The organism is Streptomyces chilikensis, from assembly GCF_001642695.1.
GTDB lineage: Bacteria > Actinomycetota > Actinomycetes > Streptomycetales > Streptomycetaceae > Streptomyces > Streptomyces chilikensis.
In genome coordinates, this window is record NZ_LWCC02000182.1 from 1 (window position 1) to 18,943 (window position 18,943).

10 protein-coding genes and 2 pseudogenes are annotated in these 18,943 nt (G+C 66.8%); 6 read left to right on the plus strand and 6 right to left on the minus strand.

Features of this window, described 5'->3' with window-relative positions:
* Positions 1 to 409 precede the first annotated feature (409 nt).
* Positions 410 to 778: pseudogene (locus tag A2U95_RS30995) on the minus strand (integrase core domain-containing protein); the annotation flags it as partial.
* 13 nt (positions 779 to 791) lie between these two features.
* Here A2U95_RS30995 and A2U95_RS31000 point away from each other — a divergent pair.
* Complete coding sequence (locus A2U95_RS31000; protein WP_240958494.1) at positions 792 to 1,160, plus strand: hypothetical protein; 369 nt, start codon at positions 792 to 794, stop codon at positions 1,158 to 1,160.
* Positions 1,126 to 1,323 carry a hypothetical protein gene (locus A2U95_RS33230; RefSeq protein ID WP_240958496.1) on the plus strand — a complete coding sequence of 66 codons (198 nt, stop codon included), beginning with the start codon at positions 1,126 to 1,128 and terminating at the stop codon, positions 1,321 to 1,323. Before A2U95_RS31000 ends, A2U95_RS33230 begins: the two co-directional genes overlap by 35 nt.
* A 62-nt stretch (positions 1,324 to 1,385) precedes the next feature.
* Here the strand turns inward: A2U95_RS33230 and A2U95_RS31005 are convergent, their stop codons facing one another.
* Positions 1,386 to 2,627: a hypothetical protein gene (locus A2U95_RS31005; RefSeq protein ID WP_240958498.1), complete on the minus strand. Its 1,242-nt coding sequence runs from the start codon at positions 2,625 to 2,627 to the stop codon at positions 1,386 to 1,388.
* A 424-nt stretch (positions 2,628 to 3,051) separates the two neighbouring features.
* On the opposite strand from A2U95_RS31005, the gene A2U95_RS31010 reads away from it, so the two are divergent.
* The 4 genes and pseudogenes from A2U95_RS31010 (at position 3,052) to A2U95_RS31025 (ending at position 5,860) form a co-directional block, all read left to right on the plus strand.
* Positions 3,052 to 4,119 carry an integrase core domain-containing protein gene (locus tag A2U95_RS31010; RefSeq protein ID WP_166029217.1) on the plus strand — a complete coding sequence of 356 codons (1,068 nt, stop codon included), beginning with the start codon at positions 3,052 to 3,054 and terminating at the stop codon, positions 4,117 to 4,119.
* Positions 4,061 to 4,420: pseudogene (locus A2U95_RS31015) on the plus strand (replication initiator); the annotation flags it as partial. The gene A2U95_RS31010 and the pseudogene A2U95_RS31015, both read left to right, overlap by 59 nt.
* A complete protein-coding gene (locus A2U95_RS31020; RefSeq protein ID WP_166029219.1) occupies positions 4,413 to 4,598 on the plus strand; it encodes a helix-turn-helix domain-containing protein in 186 nt (61 codons plus the stop codon). The pseudogene A2U95_RS31015 and the gene A2U95_RS31020, both read left to right, overlap by 8 nt.
* Positions 4,595 to 5,860: a tyrosine-type recombinase/integrase gene (locus A2U95_RS31025; protein ID WP_166029221.1), complete on the plus strand. Its 1,266-nt coding sequence runs from the start codon at positions 4,595 to 4,597 to the stop codon at positions 5,858 to 5,860. Before A2U95_RS31020 ends, A2U95_RS31025 begins: the two co-directional genes overlap by 4 nt.
* Before the next feature lie 127 nt (positions 5,861 to 5,987).
* On the opposite strand, the gene A2U95_RS31030 is transcribed toward A2U95_RS31025, so the two are convergent.
* The 4 genes from A2U95_RS31030 to A2U95_RS31045 all read right to left on the minus strand — a co-directional run bounded on the left by A2U95_RS31030 (position 5,988) and on the right by A2U95_RS31045 (position 18,555).
* Positions 5,988 to 6,407: an Imm10 family immunity protein gene (locus A2U95_RS31030; RefSeq protein ID WP_206283129.1), complete on the minus strand. Its 420-nt coding sequence runs from the start codon at positions 6,405 to 6,407 to the stop codon at positions 5,988 to 5,990.
* Positions 6,408 to 6,409: 2 nt separating this feature from the next.
* On the minus strand, positions 6,410 to 13,306 hold the full coding sequence (locus A2U95_RS31035; RefSeq protein WP_240958500.1) for a polymorphic toxin-type HINT domain-containing protein: 6,897 nt from the start codon (positions 13,304 to 13,306) through the stop codon (positions 6,410 to 6,412).
* Positions 13,307 to 13,429: 123 nt separating this feature from the next.
* Positions 13,430 to 17,095: a LamG-like jellyroll fold domain-containing protein gene (locus tag A2U95_RS31040; protein ID WP_166029227.1), complete on the minus strand. Its 3,666-nt coding sequence runs from the start codon at positions 17,093 to 17,095 to the stop codon at positions 13,430 to 13,432.
* Positions 17,096 to 17,127: 32 nt separating this feature from the next.
* Positions 17,128 to 18,555 (minus strand): FG-GAP repeat protein, encoded by a 1,428-nt coding sequence (locus A2U95_RS31045; RefSeq protein ID WP_166029229.1) that lies wholly within the window; start codon positions 18,553 to 18,555, stop codon positions 17,128 to 17,130.
* Positions 18,556 to 18,943 lie beyond the last annotated feature (388 nt).

The following is an 18,943-nucleotide window of genomic DNA, read 5'->3' on the forward strand; positions in this document are numbered from 1 at the left end:
GGCGCTATCCGCTCCCACGCCGCATCCGTCAGCTCACCACGACCCACCACAAGATCAATTATCAGACAGGGCCTAGGCCGTGCCCATTGTCGGCGTCCCGGCGCTCGTTCGTACGGTGGGAGACATGACGGCGTCTTCCGCCCCCGAGCCGCTACCGCCGCCCATCCGGCTACTACTGCCCGGGGACCAGGAGGTCGTCGCCCGCTTGTTGTCCCGGCGCCAGACTCCCGACGGCTGGCGGTACGAGGTAGGGCTCCCGGCGTACCGCAACGGCCCCAGGGACTCGGTGGAGCCTGCCGAGTACCGGGTCTGGGTCCGTGCTCCGGACCACGTGCGGCCGGGAACAGCGTCTCGTACGACAAGATGCCCACTGAGTACCTGCGGGTGCCGAGTATTACATCCGCACAGGTCAAGCGGCGTGTACGCACTCGTGGAGAACCCCGCCGAGTCGGCCACGTCGATGGACGTCCAGCCGGTCGAGTCGCTCCGGTTCGGTGATCGGCTCGGTGGCCGGCCGCAAGGGGGCTGCGCTGTGCAGGGTGCGGTGGGGCCGGTGCTGATTGTAGAAGGCTTCGAACTCGCCGAGGGCGTGGAGCAGGTGGGCCTGCTTCCAGATCAAGCTCCGGTCGAGGATCTCGTGCGTGCAGGTCTGCACCCAGCGTTCCATGATCGAGTTCATACGGGGAACGCGGATGCCGGTGGTGACGATCTTAATGCCCTCGGCCTCGAAGACGGCGTCGAATGCGCGGGTGAACTTGCTGTCGCGGTCCCTGATCAGGTGCGTCAAGGCCTTGCTCCGCCGGATCGCCACCGACCCCGAGGTGGAGGCGCACCTCGCCTGCGAAGGCGAATTCGGCCTCACGCGGACCGACCCCATCGGGTCGATCGCCCTGCTGGCCGGTGTCCCGGTGGAGCTCGTGGCCGGCTGCAACACGGGAGGCACCCACTACCTCTGCGGCCCGACCGGCTCCGACCGCATCCGCCCCGTCCTCTACCCCGACTCCGAGGGCCATGCCTCCCTCATCGCGGAGTCCCGCGCCGAGGCCCTGACCCTGGCCATCGTCCTCCCCTCCTGGCACGACGCCCTGGCCGGCTTCCGTCCCCCCACGCTTAACGCCGACTACCTTGAGGACAACCCTGACCAACCCCGAGGTCCGTGAGCGCCTCCTCGCCGCCCTCCGTCTCCCCCCTGCCACCGAGCCCGAGGTCCTGGCCCGTCTCCTCACCACCGCCGCCCGCACCGTCCCGGACGGCTTACTCCCCTCGGTCGAGGGCAAGGAGAACGCGGCCTTCGAACCGATGCTCCGTCTGCCGGCCGAGTAGGACAGCCCCGCCGCGCGGGCAGCCCTGTGGTGGATTGCGGTTTTTTACGCTGGCGCCCACGTTCATTCGTTCGAGGAGTCCGTTGCCAGCGGGATACCGCACCGCGGGCAGCCGTTCGCGTGGTCGTCCTGGCAGACGTAGCCGATGGCACCATCCACGCACCATTCGGCGGCCTCCTCGGACAGCAGGTCAGGCCCGGCAAGGAGCAGCCGACGAAATTCCGTGGTGTCCGCAATGTCGGCCGGGCGGTTGGTGAACCACTCGTCGAACCAAGGCTCGTCCCGGTGCGTGCGCCAGTGCGCATTCTCCCGGTCGTCGACAGCCGTGAGGAACCGGTCGACGATGCGCCCCCAACTCGGCGCTCCAAACCAGCCGTTGTCGAACGCGCAGAAGAATTTGATCAGGGTTCGCAGGCCGAACTCCTTCTCGCGAAGGCAGTACGTTCGACCCCAATCGATCGCGCTCTGTGCCATCTCTGCGAGATCTTCTCGCGGATCAACCTCGTGCGTCGGGTCGTCAGGGTTGTGGCAGGCCAGCCCGAGCTCGAGCACTGACTGTCCTGTCGGTAGAACCCGAGATGGGTTGACGATGGCGAGACCGATAGCGATCCAGTCGACATGGTCGAACGACAGCATCGAGCGTACGATCCGGGTGGTTGCCGCGTTGATCCGCATCATCGTGCCGTCGTGCAGCGGACTCTTCCCGGCATGCCAGTTCTCGACGGGTGTGTTGCGCCACAGGGCAAGCGTGATGCGGGTGGCAGCGAGCCACAGCAGCGCGTTGTCGTCAAGGTGTCCGAACCGGTCGGCACACTCCTGGGCACCGTAGCGGATCAACTCTCGCGGGTTCGGCCGCGTGTGACTGTCAGACCCGTCAGGCGCGTACTCGTAGTCACCGGCGTACTCGTCGAGGATTTCACTCAACTCGGCTGCGCTGTCAGCCTCGCTGTACTCGGAGCCGTCCGGCCCCTCGACGGTGTACATGTCATGGTCCCAGGAGACATGCACGTCGCCCCAAAGCACGACGTCATCGCACTCGACGGCGTTATCCGTCACAACCGGCCTGATTATGATCGGCGCAGTACGCCCGTCGGTCCGCTCCCCGTCCTTCTTGGCCGCCCATGCGGTGATCACCCCGAGCGGCTTTGGAAGGAGAGGGCCGACCTTGGTGATGCTGAACGGCTCGTCGTCGCCATCGGTGTCGAACCGGCTGTTGACAAACGCGACCGCCTCGGAGGGCGTGCTGACGATGGACTGGGTACCGCTCTCGCTGTCAACCACTCGCCACAACGCGCTGTTCTTCACGATGCTCTCCGATCGCGGTGAATGCACCCGGGGCGGGTGCGATGCGCCGGTCGCTCGGCACTGACTCCAATTATGGGCTGATCAACCCATCCGTAGTCCCGCATGCGCTGGTCGGCGACAACGCTCGGGACGTTCGTGTGCAACCAGCTTTTCGCGACCGCGGCGACACAGCAGAGTCCAGCAGCGGAGGAGGCAAAGATGGCGCTGAGAGCGTTGTGGCGACCGGGGCCTTCCCCCGTGATGGTGGGCACGCGGTCATCGGTCACAAGCGGACGGTGAACTTACCGTCCTCGCGTTTGGGTGGCCAGCCACGGTCCACGAGCCTGACCAGCTTGGACCGCAACGGCCCGTAGTGCTTCAAAATTCCTTCACCAGGTCTGACCTAAAGGAATGAGCCTGTCGAGCATCCGGCAGGATCGGTCTCGTGCTCGTACGCATGACCTACCTGTTTACCACTCGCATCCTCGCGTGGCTGGCCCTGATGTGTCGGTCCTCGGCCGCGAAGGACGCGGAGATCCTGGTCCTTCGGCACGAGGTTGCGCTGCTACGCCGACAGGTCAGGGCCCCAAAGGCAACCTGGCCGGGACGGACCCTTCTCTCCGCACTCGCCCGCCCACTCCCCCGAGTCCTGCGTGGCCATCGCATCGTCTCACCGCGCACCCTACTCACCTGGCATCAGCGCCTGGTCGGAAGGAAGTGGACGCAGCCGGCGGCGCCGGGGCGCCCGCCCATCTCCGACGAGCTCCGAAACCTCATCATCCGACTCGGAGGTGAGAACGCTCGCTGGGGTGCACGCCGCGTCCATGGCGAGCTGCGCCGCCTCGGGCACAAGGTCAGCGCCGCGACCGTCCGCCGCGTCCTGCGTGAAGCCGGCCTCGGCCCCGCACCACGCCGCCACCCCGCCCGGCGCGAGTGGAGCCAATTCCTCAAGGCCCAAGCCAGCGGCCTGCTGGCGACGGACTTCTTCCACCTCGACACCATCGGCTTGCAGCGCCTGTACGCCCTGTTCGTCATGGAGGTCCGCACTCGCACCGTGCACATCCTCGGCGTCACCGCTCATCCCACTGCCGCCTGGACCACCCAGCAGGCCCGCCAGCTCATGTGGCACCTCGGTGACCGGGCCGACCGCTTCACCTACCTGATCCGGGACAGAGACACCAAGTACACGGCCGCATTCGACGCCGTCTTCGCCGGCCAGGACATCACCGTGACCAAGACCCCGCCACGCAGCCCCAACTGCAACCCGCACGCCGAACGGTTCATACGCTCCGTACGCCATGAGTGCACCAATCGGCTACTGATCTACAACCGCAGCCACGCCGAGAAGCTCCTCCACGCGTACGCCCAGCACTTCAACGAACACCGGCCCCACCAAGGCCGCGGCCAGCTCGCACCGCTCGACGACCCCAACGTCATACCTCTACCCACGCCCCGAATCCAGCGCAAACAAGCCGTCGGCGGCCTCATCAACGAGTACCGCCGGGCAGGCTGACCACTCGACAAAGCCCCTGGTCAAACCACGTGAAGCGGTTTTGAAGCAGTACGGGGCCCACATGCTCGGCTTCCGCGGCCACTTCTCCACCAAGACCCGCGCCTACTCCACCACCCTCAGCGCCCTCCGGGCCACCCGCGCCGCCTGGCACCGCCGCCACACCCCTCCGCCCTCACCGACCACCCTCGTCATCGCCCACTGGGCCTACGACGGCACCGGTCTCACCCCCGACCTCGAACGCCTCGCCGCACTCATCCACGGCAGCCCGACGCGCGAACGGGCGGTGACGGCCGGTGCGTGACGACGAACTCCTCACCGTCCCCGAGGCCATGGCCCGCCTCAAGATCGGCCGCTCCGCCCTCTACGACCTCCTGCGCACCCACCGCCTGACCTCGCTCACCATCGGCCGCGCCCGCCGCATCCCCGCCCACGCCCTGGACGACTACGTCCAGCGCCACCTGGAAGAGGCCTCCCGATGACCGCCCCCAAGCGCAAGAAGGCCCGCGCCAACGGCGAAGGCACCATCTACCAGCGCAAGGACGGCCGCTGGGAAGCCGCCGGCTACGTCCTCGCCGCCAACGGCACCCGCAAACGCGTCCGCGTCTACGGCACCACCCGGAGAGAAACCGCCGACAAGCTCGCCGAGAAGATCGCCGACAGCAACCGCGGTCTCCCTGTCGCCACCGCCGACAGCGCCCTCGGCGACTACCTCACCTACTGGCTCGGCAGCGTCGCCGTCCACCGGCTCCGCGAGAACACCCACACCCGCTACGCCGCCTGCGTCCGCCTCCACCTCATCCCCGGACTCGGCACCAAGAAGGTCGCGCGCCTCACGGCCAAGGACGTGCGCACCTTCCTCGACCGGCTCCGCACCACCTGCCAGTGCTGCACCCAGGGGCTGGACATCGAACGGAAGCAGTGCTGTGCGGTCGGCGAGTGCTGCCAGAAGCAGCTGTCCGCTTCGACCGTGACCTACGTGCACTCGGTGCTCAAGTCGGCACTGGAACACGCCGTCCGCGAAGACGAGCTGCCCCGCAACGTCGCCCGCAACGTCAAGACCACCACGCACCAGCCCAGGCGCTTCCGTCCGCTCACCGCGACCGAGGCCCGGCAGTTCCTCGACGCGGCCCGCGCCGACCGGCTCCACGCCCTGTACGAACTCGCCCTCCGCACCGGACTCCGCAAAGGCGAACTCCTCGGCCTCCACTGGGAAGACCTCGACCTCACCACCGGAACAGCCAGCATCCGCCGCTCACTCCAGCGCACCCGAACCGGCGGCCTCACACATCTCCCCACCAAGACCCGGGCGTCCGAGCGCCGCATCGCACTCCCGACCGAATGCATCCACTCCCTCAAGAAGCACCAGGAACGGCAGGACAAGGAGCGCGAGACGGCAGGACCAGCCTGGACAGACAACGGCCTCGTCTTCACCACGCCGACCGGACGGCCTCTCGACCCGGCCAACCTCACCCGCCGCTTCCACAACTTCCGCAACCGGGCAGGACTCCGCCGCATCCGCTTCCATGACCTCCGACACTCGACCGCCACCCTCCTCCTGGAACAGGGCGTCGACCTCGTCGTGATCAAGGAGCTGTTGGGCCACGCCCACATCGGCGTCACCGCCGGCGTCTACGCCCACGTACGACTCCGCCTCCAACGCCAAGCCATCGACACCCTGGGCCACGCCCTGGGCACAACCGACGACCCAGACGATCCGCCCTCGACAGCAGTCGTCCGCTGACGTTGCCGTCAGCGTTGCCGTCAAACGCCATATGGGCCCCGCCCGGAAGTTCTTCCGGGCGGGGCCCATATGCATTGATCTGAACGGCCAGCGTCAGCGTAAGGCGAGGAAATCGCCCACGAGAAGGCTACTCGGAAACGTTCAGCCCGACCAGTTCTGGCCGCTTCTCGCGGGCCCCCCAGTCCAAGATCTCACTTAGTTTCGTGGACAGGCTCGCAATATCGACTCCCGAATCACGCAGGTCCACTTCCACGACAGCCGAGGTTTCAAGAATCTCCGCGTCTTCAGTTGTGAACTCCAGGGCCAGCAGCGTGCCGTTAAGCTGCACACGCCGCAGACAGCCGTAAACCGTGAACCCCTGCTCGTTCGAGACGTTGTAGGAGTCCATTCCAGACTGCACTTCCTGCTCGTCCGGCTCATAGGTGGATCGCTGGATCGAGAATGATCTCCGAACGCCAGCGTCGTCGATCCCGCTGACGCCTACTTCAAGGGCCTCCTCATCCTCGTAGTCCTCAAAGAACCCGACCTCTGTGGCGGTCAGTCTCATCCTTAGCCCCTCGCCTTCCACGTTCCGGCGCCCTTGGCTCCGTCCCATGTATACGTAACCGTCACTCCCAATTCCCGGACCATGCGGTTCATTGCTCCCTTACACCTTGAGCAGGGCGGAAGCTGGCCTTGCATCGTCACCGCGTCACCAGGACTCAACGGGTACTTACCAGCGAACGGATCGTTCGGAAGCGAGACCTTCGGTCCTGTAGAGGCACCTGCCATACGCGAGAACCGGTGCTCCGTGTGCGTGAAAGCGGAATTATTGGGATAGCCGAGAGCAGCCTCCTCCGGAGTCATGTCACCGCTCTCCAGCTTCACATCGACACGCGTGCTCCCGTCAGGAGCTGTCGCGGTGATATCGCACATGTGGCCGCTGCCGCCGGTGTTATGAACGAGAACCGGAGTTGCCCCCGCCAGCACATAGTACGTGTGCGCGCTACTGACTGTCAGGTTGTAAACGGTCGCCGAGGTGACACTGGAGCGCTTCACCGCAGTGACCTGCACACGCGTGCCGGCACTGGTCTCGAGCCAGTTTCCGGATTCGAGATCGGTGGCGTCGACCCAGGCGCGCAGTTCGGGAACCCAGAAGGGGTGACCGTCGGTGGCCGTGACCTTGGCCGTCTTGGTGCCCGCTTCCCCATCGACGTCGATGGTGATCATGACGAGGCGCTTCAGGCCCTCACCCTTGATTTCAGCAGTGACGGTCTGGACGGAGGTTTCTCCGGTTTCCGGATCCCGCGCTATGACCTTGTCACCGATGCGCACATCCTTGATGGCTTTGGTAGCGCCATCGGCCATCAGAACCCGCGTGGATGGGGTGAAACTGTTGGGCGCAAGGCATCCGGTTGCCTTGCCCGCAAGGCCGCTGTTCTTCCACCAGCCCTTGACGCCCTCCCAGAGGTCGTCGGCAAGATTCCACAGCCGCTTACCGAGGGCGAAGCCCTTGGCCCAGTTCCACGGTGGTGCGTACTTGGCGGCCAGTTTGCCGACGATACCGCCGACGAGACTGGTGATCACGGAGAAAGCGACTTCGCCGCAGGACCCCAGCGCTCCCGTCGTGAAGCAGTCGAGAGCAGCAGTGAGCCCGAGCTCGTCCGCCGCGATCGCAGCGATCTCCTTGGCCGCGGCGATCGCACGCTGCTTGGCCAGCTCCGCCTCGCGCGCGGCCTTCCTGGCCTTGTAGTCGGCAGCCGTCTCGCTGGGGGCCTGGTAGCCGTAGTACGTGTAGTAGGTCGAGGTGACCTTGACGTCCCAGCCGCCCTTGCTGTTCAGGCTGCACTGGACACCGTTGTGGATGCAGTCGTCCGGCTTCAGCCCGTCGGGGTCGGAGAAGGTGACGGGGTTGTTGTAGCTGTAGGCGTAGCCGTTGACCTGCTGCGGATCGGTGTAGTCGATGATCGGGTCGGCGGATATGAACCGCCCGGTCGTGGCGTCGTACTCACGGGCTCCGAGGTGCACCAGGCCCGTGGTCTTGTCGTTGGTGCCGCCGACGAAGCCCTTGTCCGTCGGCCAGGCGCTCTGGCCGGTCGAGGTCTGGTCCCGGTTCTCGCCGAACGGGTCCAGGCGCCGGCGCTGGGTCTCGCCGGTGAGCGCCTTGACGGCGATCTGGGCGGTGCCGTGGTGGTCGGAGGCGAGGAAGGTGACGCCGCTCTTGTCCCTGACGGCGATGGTCTGGCCGCCGAAGGAGTAGAAGCGCTGGGCCTCGACCGTGCCGCTGGACTTGGTGAGCTTGAGCTCCATGCCCGGCAGGTAGAACGTCTTGTCCGTCGGCGTCTCGCGCACGATGCGGCTACCGGCGGAGTCGTAGACGTAGGCGGTCTCACTCCCGTTCGCTTCCTTGACCGTGGTCAGGTCGCCCTGGTTGTTCCAGGTCAGCGTCTGGGTGTCACCGTCAAGGACACGATGCGTGGTGTTGCCGCTGGTGTCGTAGTCGTAGGTGTTCTGGGAGACGACCTCGGGCGTGGTGCTGGTGGCGGCGGTCTTGGTGACCGCCGTCGTGAGCTGGTGCGGGCCGGCGCCGTCCTCACCGTAGACGTAGGACGTCTCGCGGGTCGGTGCTCCGGACAGCCCGTGCCGGGTCTGGGTCTTGCGGTTCCCGATCGAGTCGTAGGTGTACGACGACCAATAGGCCGCCGTCCCCCCGACGTTGGACGCGCTGGGCTCTGCCGCACAGGCCGCGTCCGGCGCACCGGTGCCGACCTTGCGGTCCGGCGTGACCTTAGACGTCCATGCCGAGGTCATCTGGCGCAGGCCGTCGTGGGTGAAGCACTGGGCGTCGGTGGTGCCGCCGGTCGGCGTGTCCACGATGGAGCGGACGTTGCCCGCCTGGTCGTAGGTGTAGGCGCCCTCGTACGCGGCCGCCGTCGCACCCTCGACGATCACACTCGACCTGGTGAGCCGGTCGGTGCCCTGCTCGTACTCGTAGCTGAGCCAGGTCTTCTTGTTGGTGCCACCCAGCGAGAGCTGCATCTGCTCCAGCTGGCTCGTGGGCGAGTAGGTCGTCCCGGTGACGTAGCTTCCGCCACTCAGTGAGGTGGTGAGGCCGACGGGGCGCTGGATGTCGTCGTACTGGTAGCGGATGGTTTCCGCGGACAGGCCGCCGGTGGCCGGGAAGCTCTGGCTCTGGACGCTGCCGTCGGCGTTGTACTGGGTGGTGAACTCGTAGGCTCCGCCCAGCTTCGGTTCGGCGGTCGTCGAGAGGTTGTACTTCACCAACGTCGGCTGGTACGTCTCGTCGAGGGCCGCGTAGAGAACGGACGAGTAGACGGCGTTGTTCTTGTAGGTGTACTCGGCGTAGAGGTGCCCCTTGGCGATGCTGTCCCACTTGGTGACCGACAGCTTGGTGCCGGTCTCGGCCGGGCCGTCCCACGTGCCCGTCTTGCGGCCGATGGCGTCGTAGGTCGTCGTGGTCGTCTTGCCGCGGGAGTCCTTGACCGACGTCATCCGGTCGAGGGCGTCGTATTCGAAGGTGGACTTGCCCGTGTCCGGGTCGACCGCCTCCTTCTTCCGGCCCCGCTGGTCGTAGGCGTACGACCAGGTGTTGCCGGCGTCGTCCTTGACGACGCTCAACTGCCCGGACGGCGTGTAGGTGTAGGTCGTGGAGAGGTAGTCGGTCTCGGTGCCGGTGGGTACCGGGCTGGTCGACTTGTCGTACTGCCGCAGTTCGACGACCCGGTCGTGCGCGTCGACGATCTTCGTGGTGGGTGTCTGTCCCGTCGGCGGGTCGACGTGGACCCGGTCGCCTTCGTGCGCGTAGGTGGTGCGGTACTTCTCCGCCCCTGCGACGTTGAGGATCTCCGCGGTCGTGCGCCCGGCGCCGTCGTACACGGTGACGGTCTGGGCGTCGAGGTCCTTGCCTTCCGGCAGGAAGAGGTCGGTGGACGGCGCACCCGTCACGGCGTACGTGTCGTTCGTCGTGACCGTGCGTCCGACGCCGTCGTAGAGGGTGTCGGCGATCAGGCGGTTGCCGCCGGCGCCCTCCGTCTGGATCTGGCGCGGCCGTAGGAGGCCGTCGTACAGCGTGTACTCGCTGCCGTACGACTTCCCGTCCTTCTCCACCTTTTCCGTGTGGACGTAGTTCGGGCCGTCGCGGCGGATGCCGTACGAGTACTTGATCGACGGGGTGTAGTTGGCCTTCGGGCGGTCCGGCAGCCACACCGAGGTGAGGCGGCCGAACGCGTCGTACGCGAGGTCGGTCCGCTTGCCGTTCGGGTCGACCTGTCCGGTCGGGCTGCCCCACTCGGGGGCGTAGTAGGTCGTGGTTTCCCAGCCGAACGGGTTCTTGTCGGTCTTGGCCGTGGCCAGGCCGTTGGTCTCCGTGTAGGTCGTGGTGGTGGTGGTGCCCGCCGCGTCCTTGACGGTCAGCGGACGACCGTAGGTGTCGTAGGTCGCCTGCGTGACCGTCTGGTAGGTCGCCGCGGAGCCGTCGTGCGAGGCGAGGCGCTTGATCGTCGTGGGGTGGCCCTTGGTCGGGGCCGCGCCCACGTCGGTGGTGCCGTCGTAGAGGGTCAGGTCGTCGGAGATGACCTGCTTCGACCTGTCGGGTGTCGTGTCGCAGCCGACTCCGAGTACCTCGACCCGGGCGACGAACGAGTACATGTGCTTGTCAGGGTTGTCGGCGTACTCGTTCGTGGTGCACTTGTTGTCGGCGACGCCGAGCTCGCCGTGGTCGGCGACCTGCGTCACGCGGCCGGTCTTGTCGTCGTAGGTGGTGGTCGAGGCGGTCTGCCGCCAGCCGCCGCCCGGGAGCGCGGTGTAGGTGTCCGTGCGCAACGGCTTGAGGAAGCGGGCGTACCGCGTGCCCCAGCTCTTGGCGCGGGTGGCGGTCACCTTGTTCCATGCGGTGGTGGTGGACTTGGAGACGACGGTGCTGCCGTTGTAGGTGATCGTCTCGGCCTCGAAGCCGCTGAGCCAGTCCGAGTCCGTGTAGGTCTGGCCGGTCGACGTGGTCAGCGTCGAGGACTTCTCCGTCCCGTCGGGGTTCTTGTCGCCGTCCAGGCCCTGGAAGAAGAGCTGCTCGGTCCTCGTGTTGGACGGCTTGTTCGTTCCGTCGGACTTTTCGACACGGACCCGCTGGTAACCCCGCCAGTCACTCCACGTGCGGTACTCGTCCTTGGAGAGTCCGTCGTCCTTCGCCTTGCGCCAGCCGGCGTCGCCCAGGTAGGTGTACGAGCTGACCTGCTTGGGGCTTCCGCCGACGAGGTCGGTCTCGATCACCTGGGAGACGACGTACTTGTGGAACCAGTCGGTGATCGGATCGTCCTCGCCCGGCGGGTTCCACTTCACCGGGTAGCAGCGCACCGTCGACCTTTCCGCGGCCGGTAGGTTCTTCTCGGAGCACTGGGTGTCGGCGTAGTTGACCGTCAGGTGGCTGCCCGACTCGCTCACCACGCTGTTGAGGCGGAAGCGGTTGAACGGCTGGATGTTGTCGCCGGTCTTGTCGATGCGGTTGGGCAGCTGGATGCCGCCCAGTTCGATGGTCGGAACCGTCTCGTCGGATCCCACGTGACCGGTGTGGACGATCTTGTTCAGCCACAGGGACTTGGATCCGTCACCGTTGTCGGAGAAGACGTGGCCGAGGGTCCAGGAGTCGACGTTCTTGAAGGTGGTCGCCCCGTCACGCACCTGAGTGGTGATCTTGGTGAGCTTCTTGCGGGTCCAGAAGGTGGGGGAGTTCTGGCCCGGGCACTTGGTGTCGACCTTGCAGTTGCGGTCCCAGGGGACGTCGGGCCAGTCCGCGGCCGTGGAGTCCGTGAGCTCGTCGGTGCCGCAGTCCGTCAGGTCGCCTATGCAGCGCTCGGCGGCGGTGAAGACGATCCGGGCGGAGGGCTGTGTGTCGTAGACGCTGTCGTCGCGCAGACCGTATTCGATGCGCTTGAGGTAGCCGCCGCGGGTGTAAGCCTTGCCGTTCTCGTCGGTCTTCAGGCCCTGGGTGTAGTAGTTGGTCTCCTTGCCCCAGTAGTAGGCCATGGCGCTGCCGTTGGGGTCGACCACGTAGTCCAGGTTCCACCGCCAGGCCTGGCGGCAGTGGGCGTCGGCGAGGTTCGCGTCGTAGCAGGGTTCGCCCGAGTCGTCACCGTAGACCGGCACGGTCCAGGCGGACTCCGTCTCGGTGTCGCCTGAGGCGAAGCCGGGCAGCTGGTTGAGACCGAAGAAGTACTGCGTGCCGTTGACGGCGGTGATCTTCCAGTACTCGCCGTTGTTGTCACCGTTGGTCGCGCCGGTGAGCCTCTCCACCTTGGAGAAGTCGTCGGAGGAGACCCGCCACTCGCCGGTGGTGTCGTCCTTGATCAGCTCACCGGACGCGCCGCCGGCCAGAGAGATCGTCGCGTTGCCGTAGGCCCAGCACTGGTCACCGTTGGTCTCCGCGTGCCCGTCCTCCGAGCAGCCCTTGTAACGGCGCTCGATGTAACCCGGCTCGTACGAGAAGCCCTGGCCGACCCACGATCCCTGGTTGTTCGTGGTCGCGGTCTGGCCGTCGATGGACTGCGAGCCGTAACCGAAGGAGACGCTGGGGGCGAGACCTCCGGGCACGGGAGGTGCGGTGATCGGGTAGGACCAGTTGAAGGCGCCGGAGGAGTTGGACACCGACCACTGGGAGGACGGCTGCAGCGAGGTGGCCTTGTAGTCGCCTTGGCCGCCGCTCTCGCCGGCGGTGGCCGCCAGCACGGTGAACCCGGCGCCGGTGGCGTTCGACTTCTGCGAGAGGGTCCGGGGCTGCGCCCCGGCGTCTTCCTTCTCCCCAGTGGTGTCCGCCGCGGCCGAGACCACCGCGGTCAGCGTCCGGTCCTCGGCGTCGTTGTCCGTCCGCAGCGGCTTGGGGGTCGAGCACTTCTTCTTGTCCGGCGTGGTGAGAACACACTCCGGGTACTCAACGAGCCTCAACCGGGAGCCGTAGCTGCCACCGTAGGCGTCGGCGAAGGAGGAGTAGTCGACGGTGATCTTGACCGGCCCTGCCTCGCCGGAGCCGTCCGACCGTCCCACGGTCAGCAGCGTGCCGTCGATGTGCGCCTTTTCGGCCTTCTCACGGCCGAGGACCTCGACCTCGACCGACGAGGGCGTCGAGCCGTTCTTCCCCGCCTTGCTCGTCCTGTCGGCCTTGGCGACCTTGACCGGCAGGCCCTCGGCCTGCACGGGCTTGCCGCCGAGCTCCAAGTCGGCCTTGCCGGCCTTCGGCCAGTTCACCCGGTCGGCCTTGGTGACCTTGGCCTTCTCCGCGGGATCGTTCCTGTCCCACTTCCGGGCCTTGGCGTTCTTGCCGTCGACCGGATCATCGAGGCTGGTCTGGGTCGCAGGCCGGGAGAGGCCTCCGTCCTCGGCGACCGCTTGTGGGGTGAACTGCGGCAACAGACCGACGGTCAGGGCCACACCGACCGACACCACCGTGCTTCTGAGCACGGGGGTACGGCGGCGCACCCTCCAGGGTGTGCGCATTGATGCTCCAGGTGAGGAGTGATGGGGATATGGGAGAGGAGGGGCTCCGGACTCGTCGGCGCGAAGCCCCTCCAGGGGAAGAGCGGCTCAGCTCACGGTGTCGGCGATGCTCTCGCCGCTCACCAGCCCAGCGACCAGCGGGACCATGCTCGGGTCGAGAGCACCGCGGAAGATCCGCAGTTCGTCAACGGCTCCGGAGAAGTGACCGGATGCCGTGGAACCTGTGACGGTGCGGCCGACCTGGACGCTTGCCGTGGTGAAGTCCCACGAGTTGTCCCAGGCCGTCTTCGCCGCCAGTTCGCCGTTCACGTAAAGGAGCACGTCTCCGAGAACGGCCGAATACACCACCGCCAGGTGGTCACCGTCCCCCTCCGAGCTGGGAGCGCTGATGTTGCTCACGATCTCCGACACAGCGGCGGAGGCGCCGTCCTTGTCGGTGGTCCTGAGCTGCCAGCGGTCCGTCTCGACGACGTACCGGACCTCCAGCGCGCTGCCCGCCGATCCGGCCAGGGACAGCACGGTGAGGTCCTTGCCCGGTGCGGAGGAGGCGAGCCTCGCCCGGGTGGTCAGGGTGAAGCTGTCCTCCTTGGCCAGCAGGCCGGCCCCGCGGGTGGCGTGGTCGTCGACGCCGTCCAGGGCGAGGTGCCCATCACCCCACAAGGGCTCCGCCACGGGCATGCAGTCGGGGTCGAGCGCCGGGTCGCACGAGTCGTCCGGCAGGTAGACGGACGCTCCCCCGCCCAGGGTGAGCCCCACGCCGCCCTCCGTCTCGTCCGGAACGGCACCGGAGGCGGCACTGTCCATGGCCCAGTACGCGAGCTGCGCCGCGGAGGACCCGCCCAGCGTCTCGCCCTCGGCTTCGGTGATGACGCGGTCGTGGACCTGGACGTCGCTGATGCTGCCCTTGAAGTGCCCCGTGTAGCCGTCGAGATCGATCTTGCGACCGATCTGCAGCGGACCCGTGGCATCCCAGGGAGTCGGCCGTGCCTGGATGTCCTCCTCCAGGAGGTCACCGTCCACCGAGAGGCTCAGCTTGCCGGTCACCTCGTCGTACACGCCGATCAGGTGCATCCAGCTGTCGGGGATCGCGGTCGCGCCGGACACCTTCCAGGTGCCCATGGTCTCCAGCTCCGCCGTCGGGGTGCGGAAGACCCATGACTGGGTGTCCACGTCGTAGCCCAGCTCGAATCCGGGCTGGCCCGAACCGTCCTGGCTGACGATGGTGATGTCGTCGGCGGGACGTTCCGCGATGTTCACCCAGGCGCTGACCGAGAAGGTCCTGCTGGTGTCCACGACCGGTACGCCGGCGTCCAGGTAGGCTCCGGCGGTTCCGTCGAAGGAGGCCGCGGTGTCGGCCGGCCCCGTGGGCCCGGCGTTCCCGAATGTCACCCCGGAACCGGCGGCGGCGGCGGGCGCCCCACTGGTTCCGGCGGCGGAGGTCGATCCCTTGGCGTCACCGAGCGTCCAGCCGGCGACCGGGGCACGCCCGTCGCTCACCAGGAAGGTGTACGCGGTGACGGTCTTCCGGGCGTTGCCGGCTCCGTCGACCGCCTTCGCCTCAACGTACATCGGCCCCTCGTCCGGCGGCATCCACCGCACCGTCGCGGGGCCACCGGCGGTGACCGACTCGATCTGCTTCCAGTCGCTGTCGCCCTTGAACCGGTAGACGTAGGAGGTGACGTCGGCATCCGACGAGTCAAAGGTGAAACTGCCGTAGTCACCCACACCCGCGTGCCATGCACCGTCCGAGGGATAGTCGGTCGACGAGATCACGGGCGGCTTGGGCGCGGTGGCGTCATAGATGAACTCGCAGCGGGTGGAAACGTCGCCCGCGGAACTCCACGGCCCCGAGTGCTGGCCGTCGTAGCCGCGGACCTCCCAGCCGATGACCACGTTCTGCGGGACGGTAAAGCCCGCCTGGCCGTCCCCGGTGACGTCGTCGCCGACTGTGTAGGTGAACGTCGCCACACCGGTCTGGCTGCTGCTCTTGGCGTTCCGCGTGCTCACTGCGGCGGTCATCGCCGTCTTGGAGTACTCAACGCCGTCCTTCACCCAGAAGACGCGGAACTCCGCCTGCAGGCTCTCGGTCTTGCCGGCCACGTCGTTGTGGTCGTAGTCCTTGATGACTGCCGTGATCTTGGGGGGTGCGGCGACATAGTGCTCCTCGGGCCGTCCGTACTCACAGACGCCGCCCGGAGCCATGGTCAGGTCCTTCATGGCCGGCTGCAGCGGCGGCCGGTTGTAGGTGACCTCCAGGTGGGCGTTGCCGCAGAAGCGCTTCCAGTAGGAGTAGTCGCTCTCCTCGGCGGCCTTGAGCCGGAAGGTGGTGGTGTCCCAGCCGCTGTCCGCGGCCTTCTGCACGGTCGACGTCACCGGAAAGCGGACGTTCTGGTTGGTCGACGTGCACGAACCGGCCGGGTTGGTGGGCGACTTCGAAGTGATGTTGTCCTTGAGGGAGGGCTGGTTGCCCCAGTTCGTCCCCGAGTTGATCGCGCTGGCACCTGACGAGTTGACTCTGCCGAGCTCCACTGCGCGGCCGGAGGTGTTGTAGGTGTGGACCATGGTGACCGCGAACTCGGCGCTCACGATCTTCTTGCCTTCGAACGTGCCCGTCGGAATGGCGAAGAACTGCCGCTTCCTGTCGTCGCTGGAGACGCAGAGGTAGGACACGTCCGCAGGACAGCGTCCCACGCCTTCGTCCTCCGAGAACTTCCAGAACTCGGACGAGGAGTGGTGTGAGGAGACCATCGTCCAGCCGGTGCGGCTGGCGGTCTTGTTGACCGGGTCGATGTAGACCGGGTAAACGGTGTCCTTGCCGCGCAGGAGGCTGAGGTCGGTCTTCAGCGTCAGCTTGCCGCGGGCCAGGCCGAGCCCGACGTCCGCGACACGCGACCCGTCCGGAGGCATCACGGCGGCCGAGGCGTCGGTCGGCGCCTCGGCCGGAACAGTGGGAGGTGCCGCTGTCTCCGCCCCGGCCGTCTCTGACCCCGACTCCGGTGTCACGCCGCTGGAGTCCCACATCATGGGCTGGGCGGCCTCGAACACAGCTCCGCCGGTAGCGGGATCCTTGGCCTCGACACCGCCTGCCGCGGTCTTCGCGAGCGTCAGACCGCGGGTCCTCACCGGCAGGTCGAGCTGGGCGAGCTCGGGGTGGTTCGCTGCCTTGGCGTTCTTGACGACGAGAACGTGCGCAAACCCGTCCGCGCTTGCCGTGACCTTGAGGTCGACGTCCTTGAGGACGTTGCGGTAGAGAGCTGTGGGGCCATCAATTTTCGGTTTGGGCAGCTTACCCGGCCAGTCCATCGACATGAACCGGCCGTCCTTCTCCATCCTGGCGAAAGTGGCCGTGCCTCCGTCGGAGAAGGACATGGCGGTAAGGGCGGCCTTCGGGCCCCAACTGCCGTCCTCCTGACGGACGAGATCTGTGTCGATGCCCGTCCACTTGCCGTCCTTGCGGACTCTGACCGGCTGGACGTACTGCGTGTGGGTGAAGGTGCCGTCCGGGTTGGCCACCGTGGTGGCACGTTCGTCACGGAGCGCCAGAACCTCGACACTCTTGCCGGTCCTGACCGCCTCGAACTGAGCCTCGGTGGCTCCGGACGCAGTGGCCTGCTGGTCCGCTGCGGCTGCCGACTGGGGAGCGCTCCCAGGAGTGGGCAGGACGCCGAGGCTGGTGGTCAGTACGGCGGACAGCGTGGTGGTGACCAGGACGGTCCGGCTTCTGCTGCGGATGCCGACCGAGATCCGTCTCATGAGGGTGTATCGCCTTCCGGGCGTGCCGTGTGTCATCCGACCACTCCGAAGGAGGTGCCGGCGTCGGGGATGCCGCCCGTGCCCGGCTTGAACGTGGTGGTGCCAACGCTGCTCGTGCCTTCGACCGATGCCCACGGCAGCACGTACAGAACGCCCTTGGAGGTGTCCGTGCCCTTACTGAAGGGCACGCCGACGTAGAGGTTGGCACTCCCGGAAGTCATGCTCATGCCCGTGTAGTCGCGCGCGGAGGCCGCTCCGGGAAGCACGCTTCCGCTGGCAGCCCTCGTGATGATCTTGTCGTTGGCGCCGATGGACGTGCCCAGCGGACGAAGGATGTGCACCGCGCCGGCATCCGTGACCGTCCCTGCCTCGCGGCCGGGAATGCCCACGGCAAGCCGGATCGTGGCGTCGCTGCTCACGACGGACGCATTCAGGTTGGCAATCGCCACCCGCTGCCCGAAGTGGTCACCGGCGGTCGCGTCGCCCTCCACACCCTCCTGGGAGGCGTCGGCAACCGCGATCTCCGTGTAGGTGCCGGACGGCTGGATTCTCAGCACCATGACCGTGCCCGCTCCGGCCACCGAGCCGATGGCTTCGCCCGGTGTCCCGATCGCCAGCAGGGCGTCGGAGTTGTAGGTCTGGTCGCCGGGGCGGAAATTCGTCATGTCGATCGACGTACCGAACTGATCACCGGCCTCTGCCGCGCCGGTCAGCCCCTCCCCCACACCTCCTTGGTCGATTCCGGCCAGTGGCGTGGGGAAGCCCTGGGCGAGCGTGTGGTTGAAAACGGCAACAGCGCCTGCGAAGGGAGCGTCGCTTCCGATCTTCTCCCCGGGCGCGCCGACGGCGAAGTACCGGTTGGTGCCGGTGAGCGAGTATCCGAAGCGGTCGTGCGCTTCGACGACGCCGGGTACACCCGGGTCGTCCTCGTTGATCGTGACCTTGGTCGTGCCCTGCATGTAGTGGACGCAGCCGGCGTCTGCGTAGTCCTTGCCGCCGCTGGTCACGTTCTCACCTGGGGCGCCGACGAGCAGGTAGGCGGCATTGGCCGAAGTCGTCCCCGCCTGCAGGGAGAAGCCGAACCGGTCGTATTCCTCGGTCGCCGTTCCAGGATGGAACTGCGCCTGCGTGTAGGACTCGATGACGGAACCACTTCCGACGCCGGCGGGTGTCCCATGTATGACCCAGATCACTCCGGCGTCACGGAGCTGGGCTCCGTCCTTGGCGATGTCCTCGTACGGAGCTCCGACGACCAGGTCCGTACATCCGTCACCGTCCGCGTCGTAGGACGCTCGTGAGGTGCCGAACTCGTCACCCCGCTCCACGGCGGCGTTCATGCCGGTGGTCGCCTGCGAGATCTCGAAGACTCCCTTGTCGGCCCCCAGCACAACCCGGACCAGTCCAGCTCGTTTCACGCCATTCACGGTGGCCTTGGGATCGGAGACGACCGTGTCGGTCACTCCGTCCCCGTTGAAATCGCTGGTGGTCCCGCCGGTACAGGAGGCCACGGCTACCGCCGGCTCCCCCGTCGAGATTTGGCCACCAGTGAGAGCAACGGTCAAACCCAATGATGTCGCGATCCAACCGACGGACCTCGCGCGTCTGCGCACGAACTGATACACCCCGCCCCCCTTTCCTCGGGCGCACCGAAGGATGAACACCCGACCCACGAGCCGCAATGAAGGTAAAAAATCAAACGAGCGAGAACTTAAGTAGCACAGCGGCACGCATGTCAAACGCCGCCCGAATTATGCGACACAAGCAGCCACAACTCTTAAAGGAACCGGAATCTAGCCTTCCGCCCAAAACAGGGCACTTCTGTCGATGACGGATCGTTCGTCACTTGAC

Excerpts from the sequence above, each read along its gene's own strand:
- A2U95_RS31030 (WP_206283129.1), bottom strand. The coding sequence starts at position 6,407 with ATGAGACTGACCGCCACAGAGGTCGGGTTCTTTGAGGACTACGAGGAT.
- A2U95_RS31025 (WP_166029221.1), top strand. The coding sequence starts at position 4,595 with ATGACCGCCCCCAAGCGCAAGAAGGCCCGCGCCAACGGCGAAGGCACC.
- A2U95_RS31040 (WP_166029227.1), bottom strand. The coding sequence starts at position 17,095 with ATGAGACGGATCTCGGTCGGCATCCGCAGCAGAAGCCGGACCGTCCTG.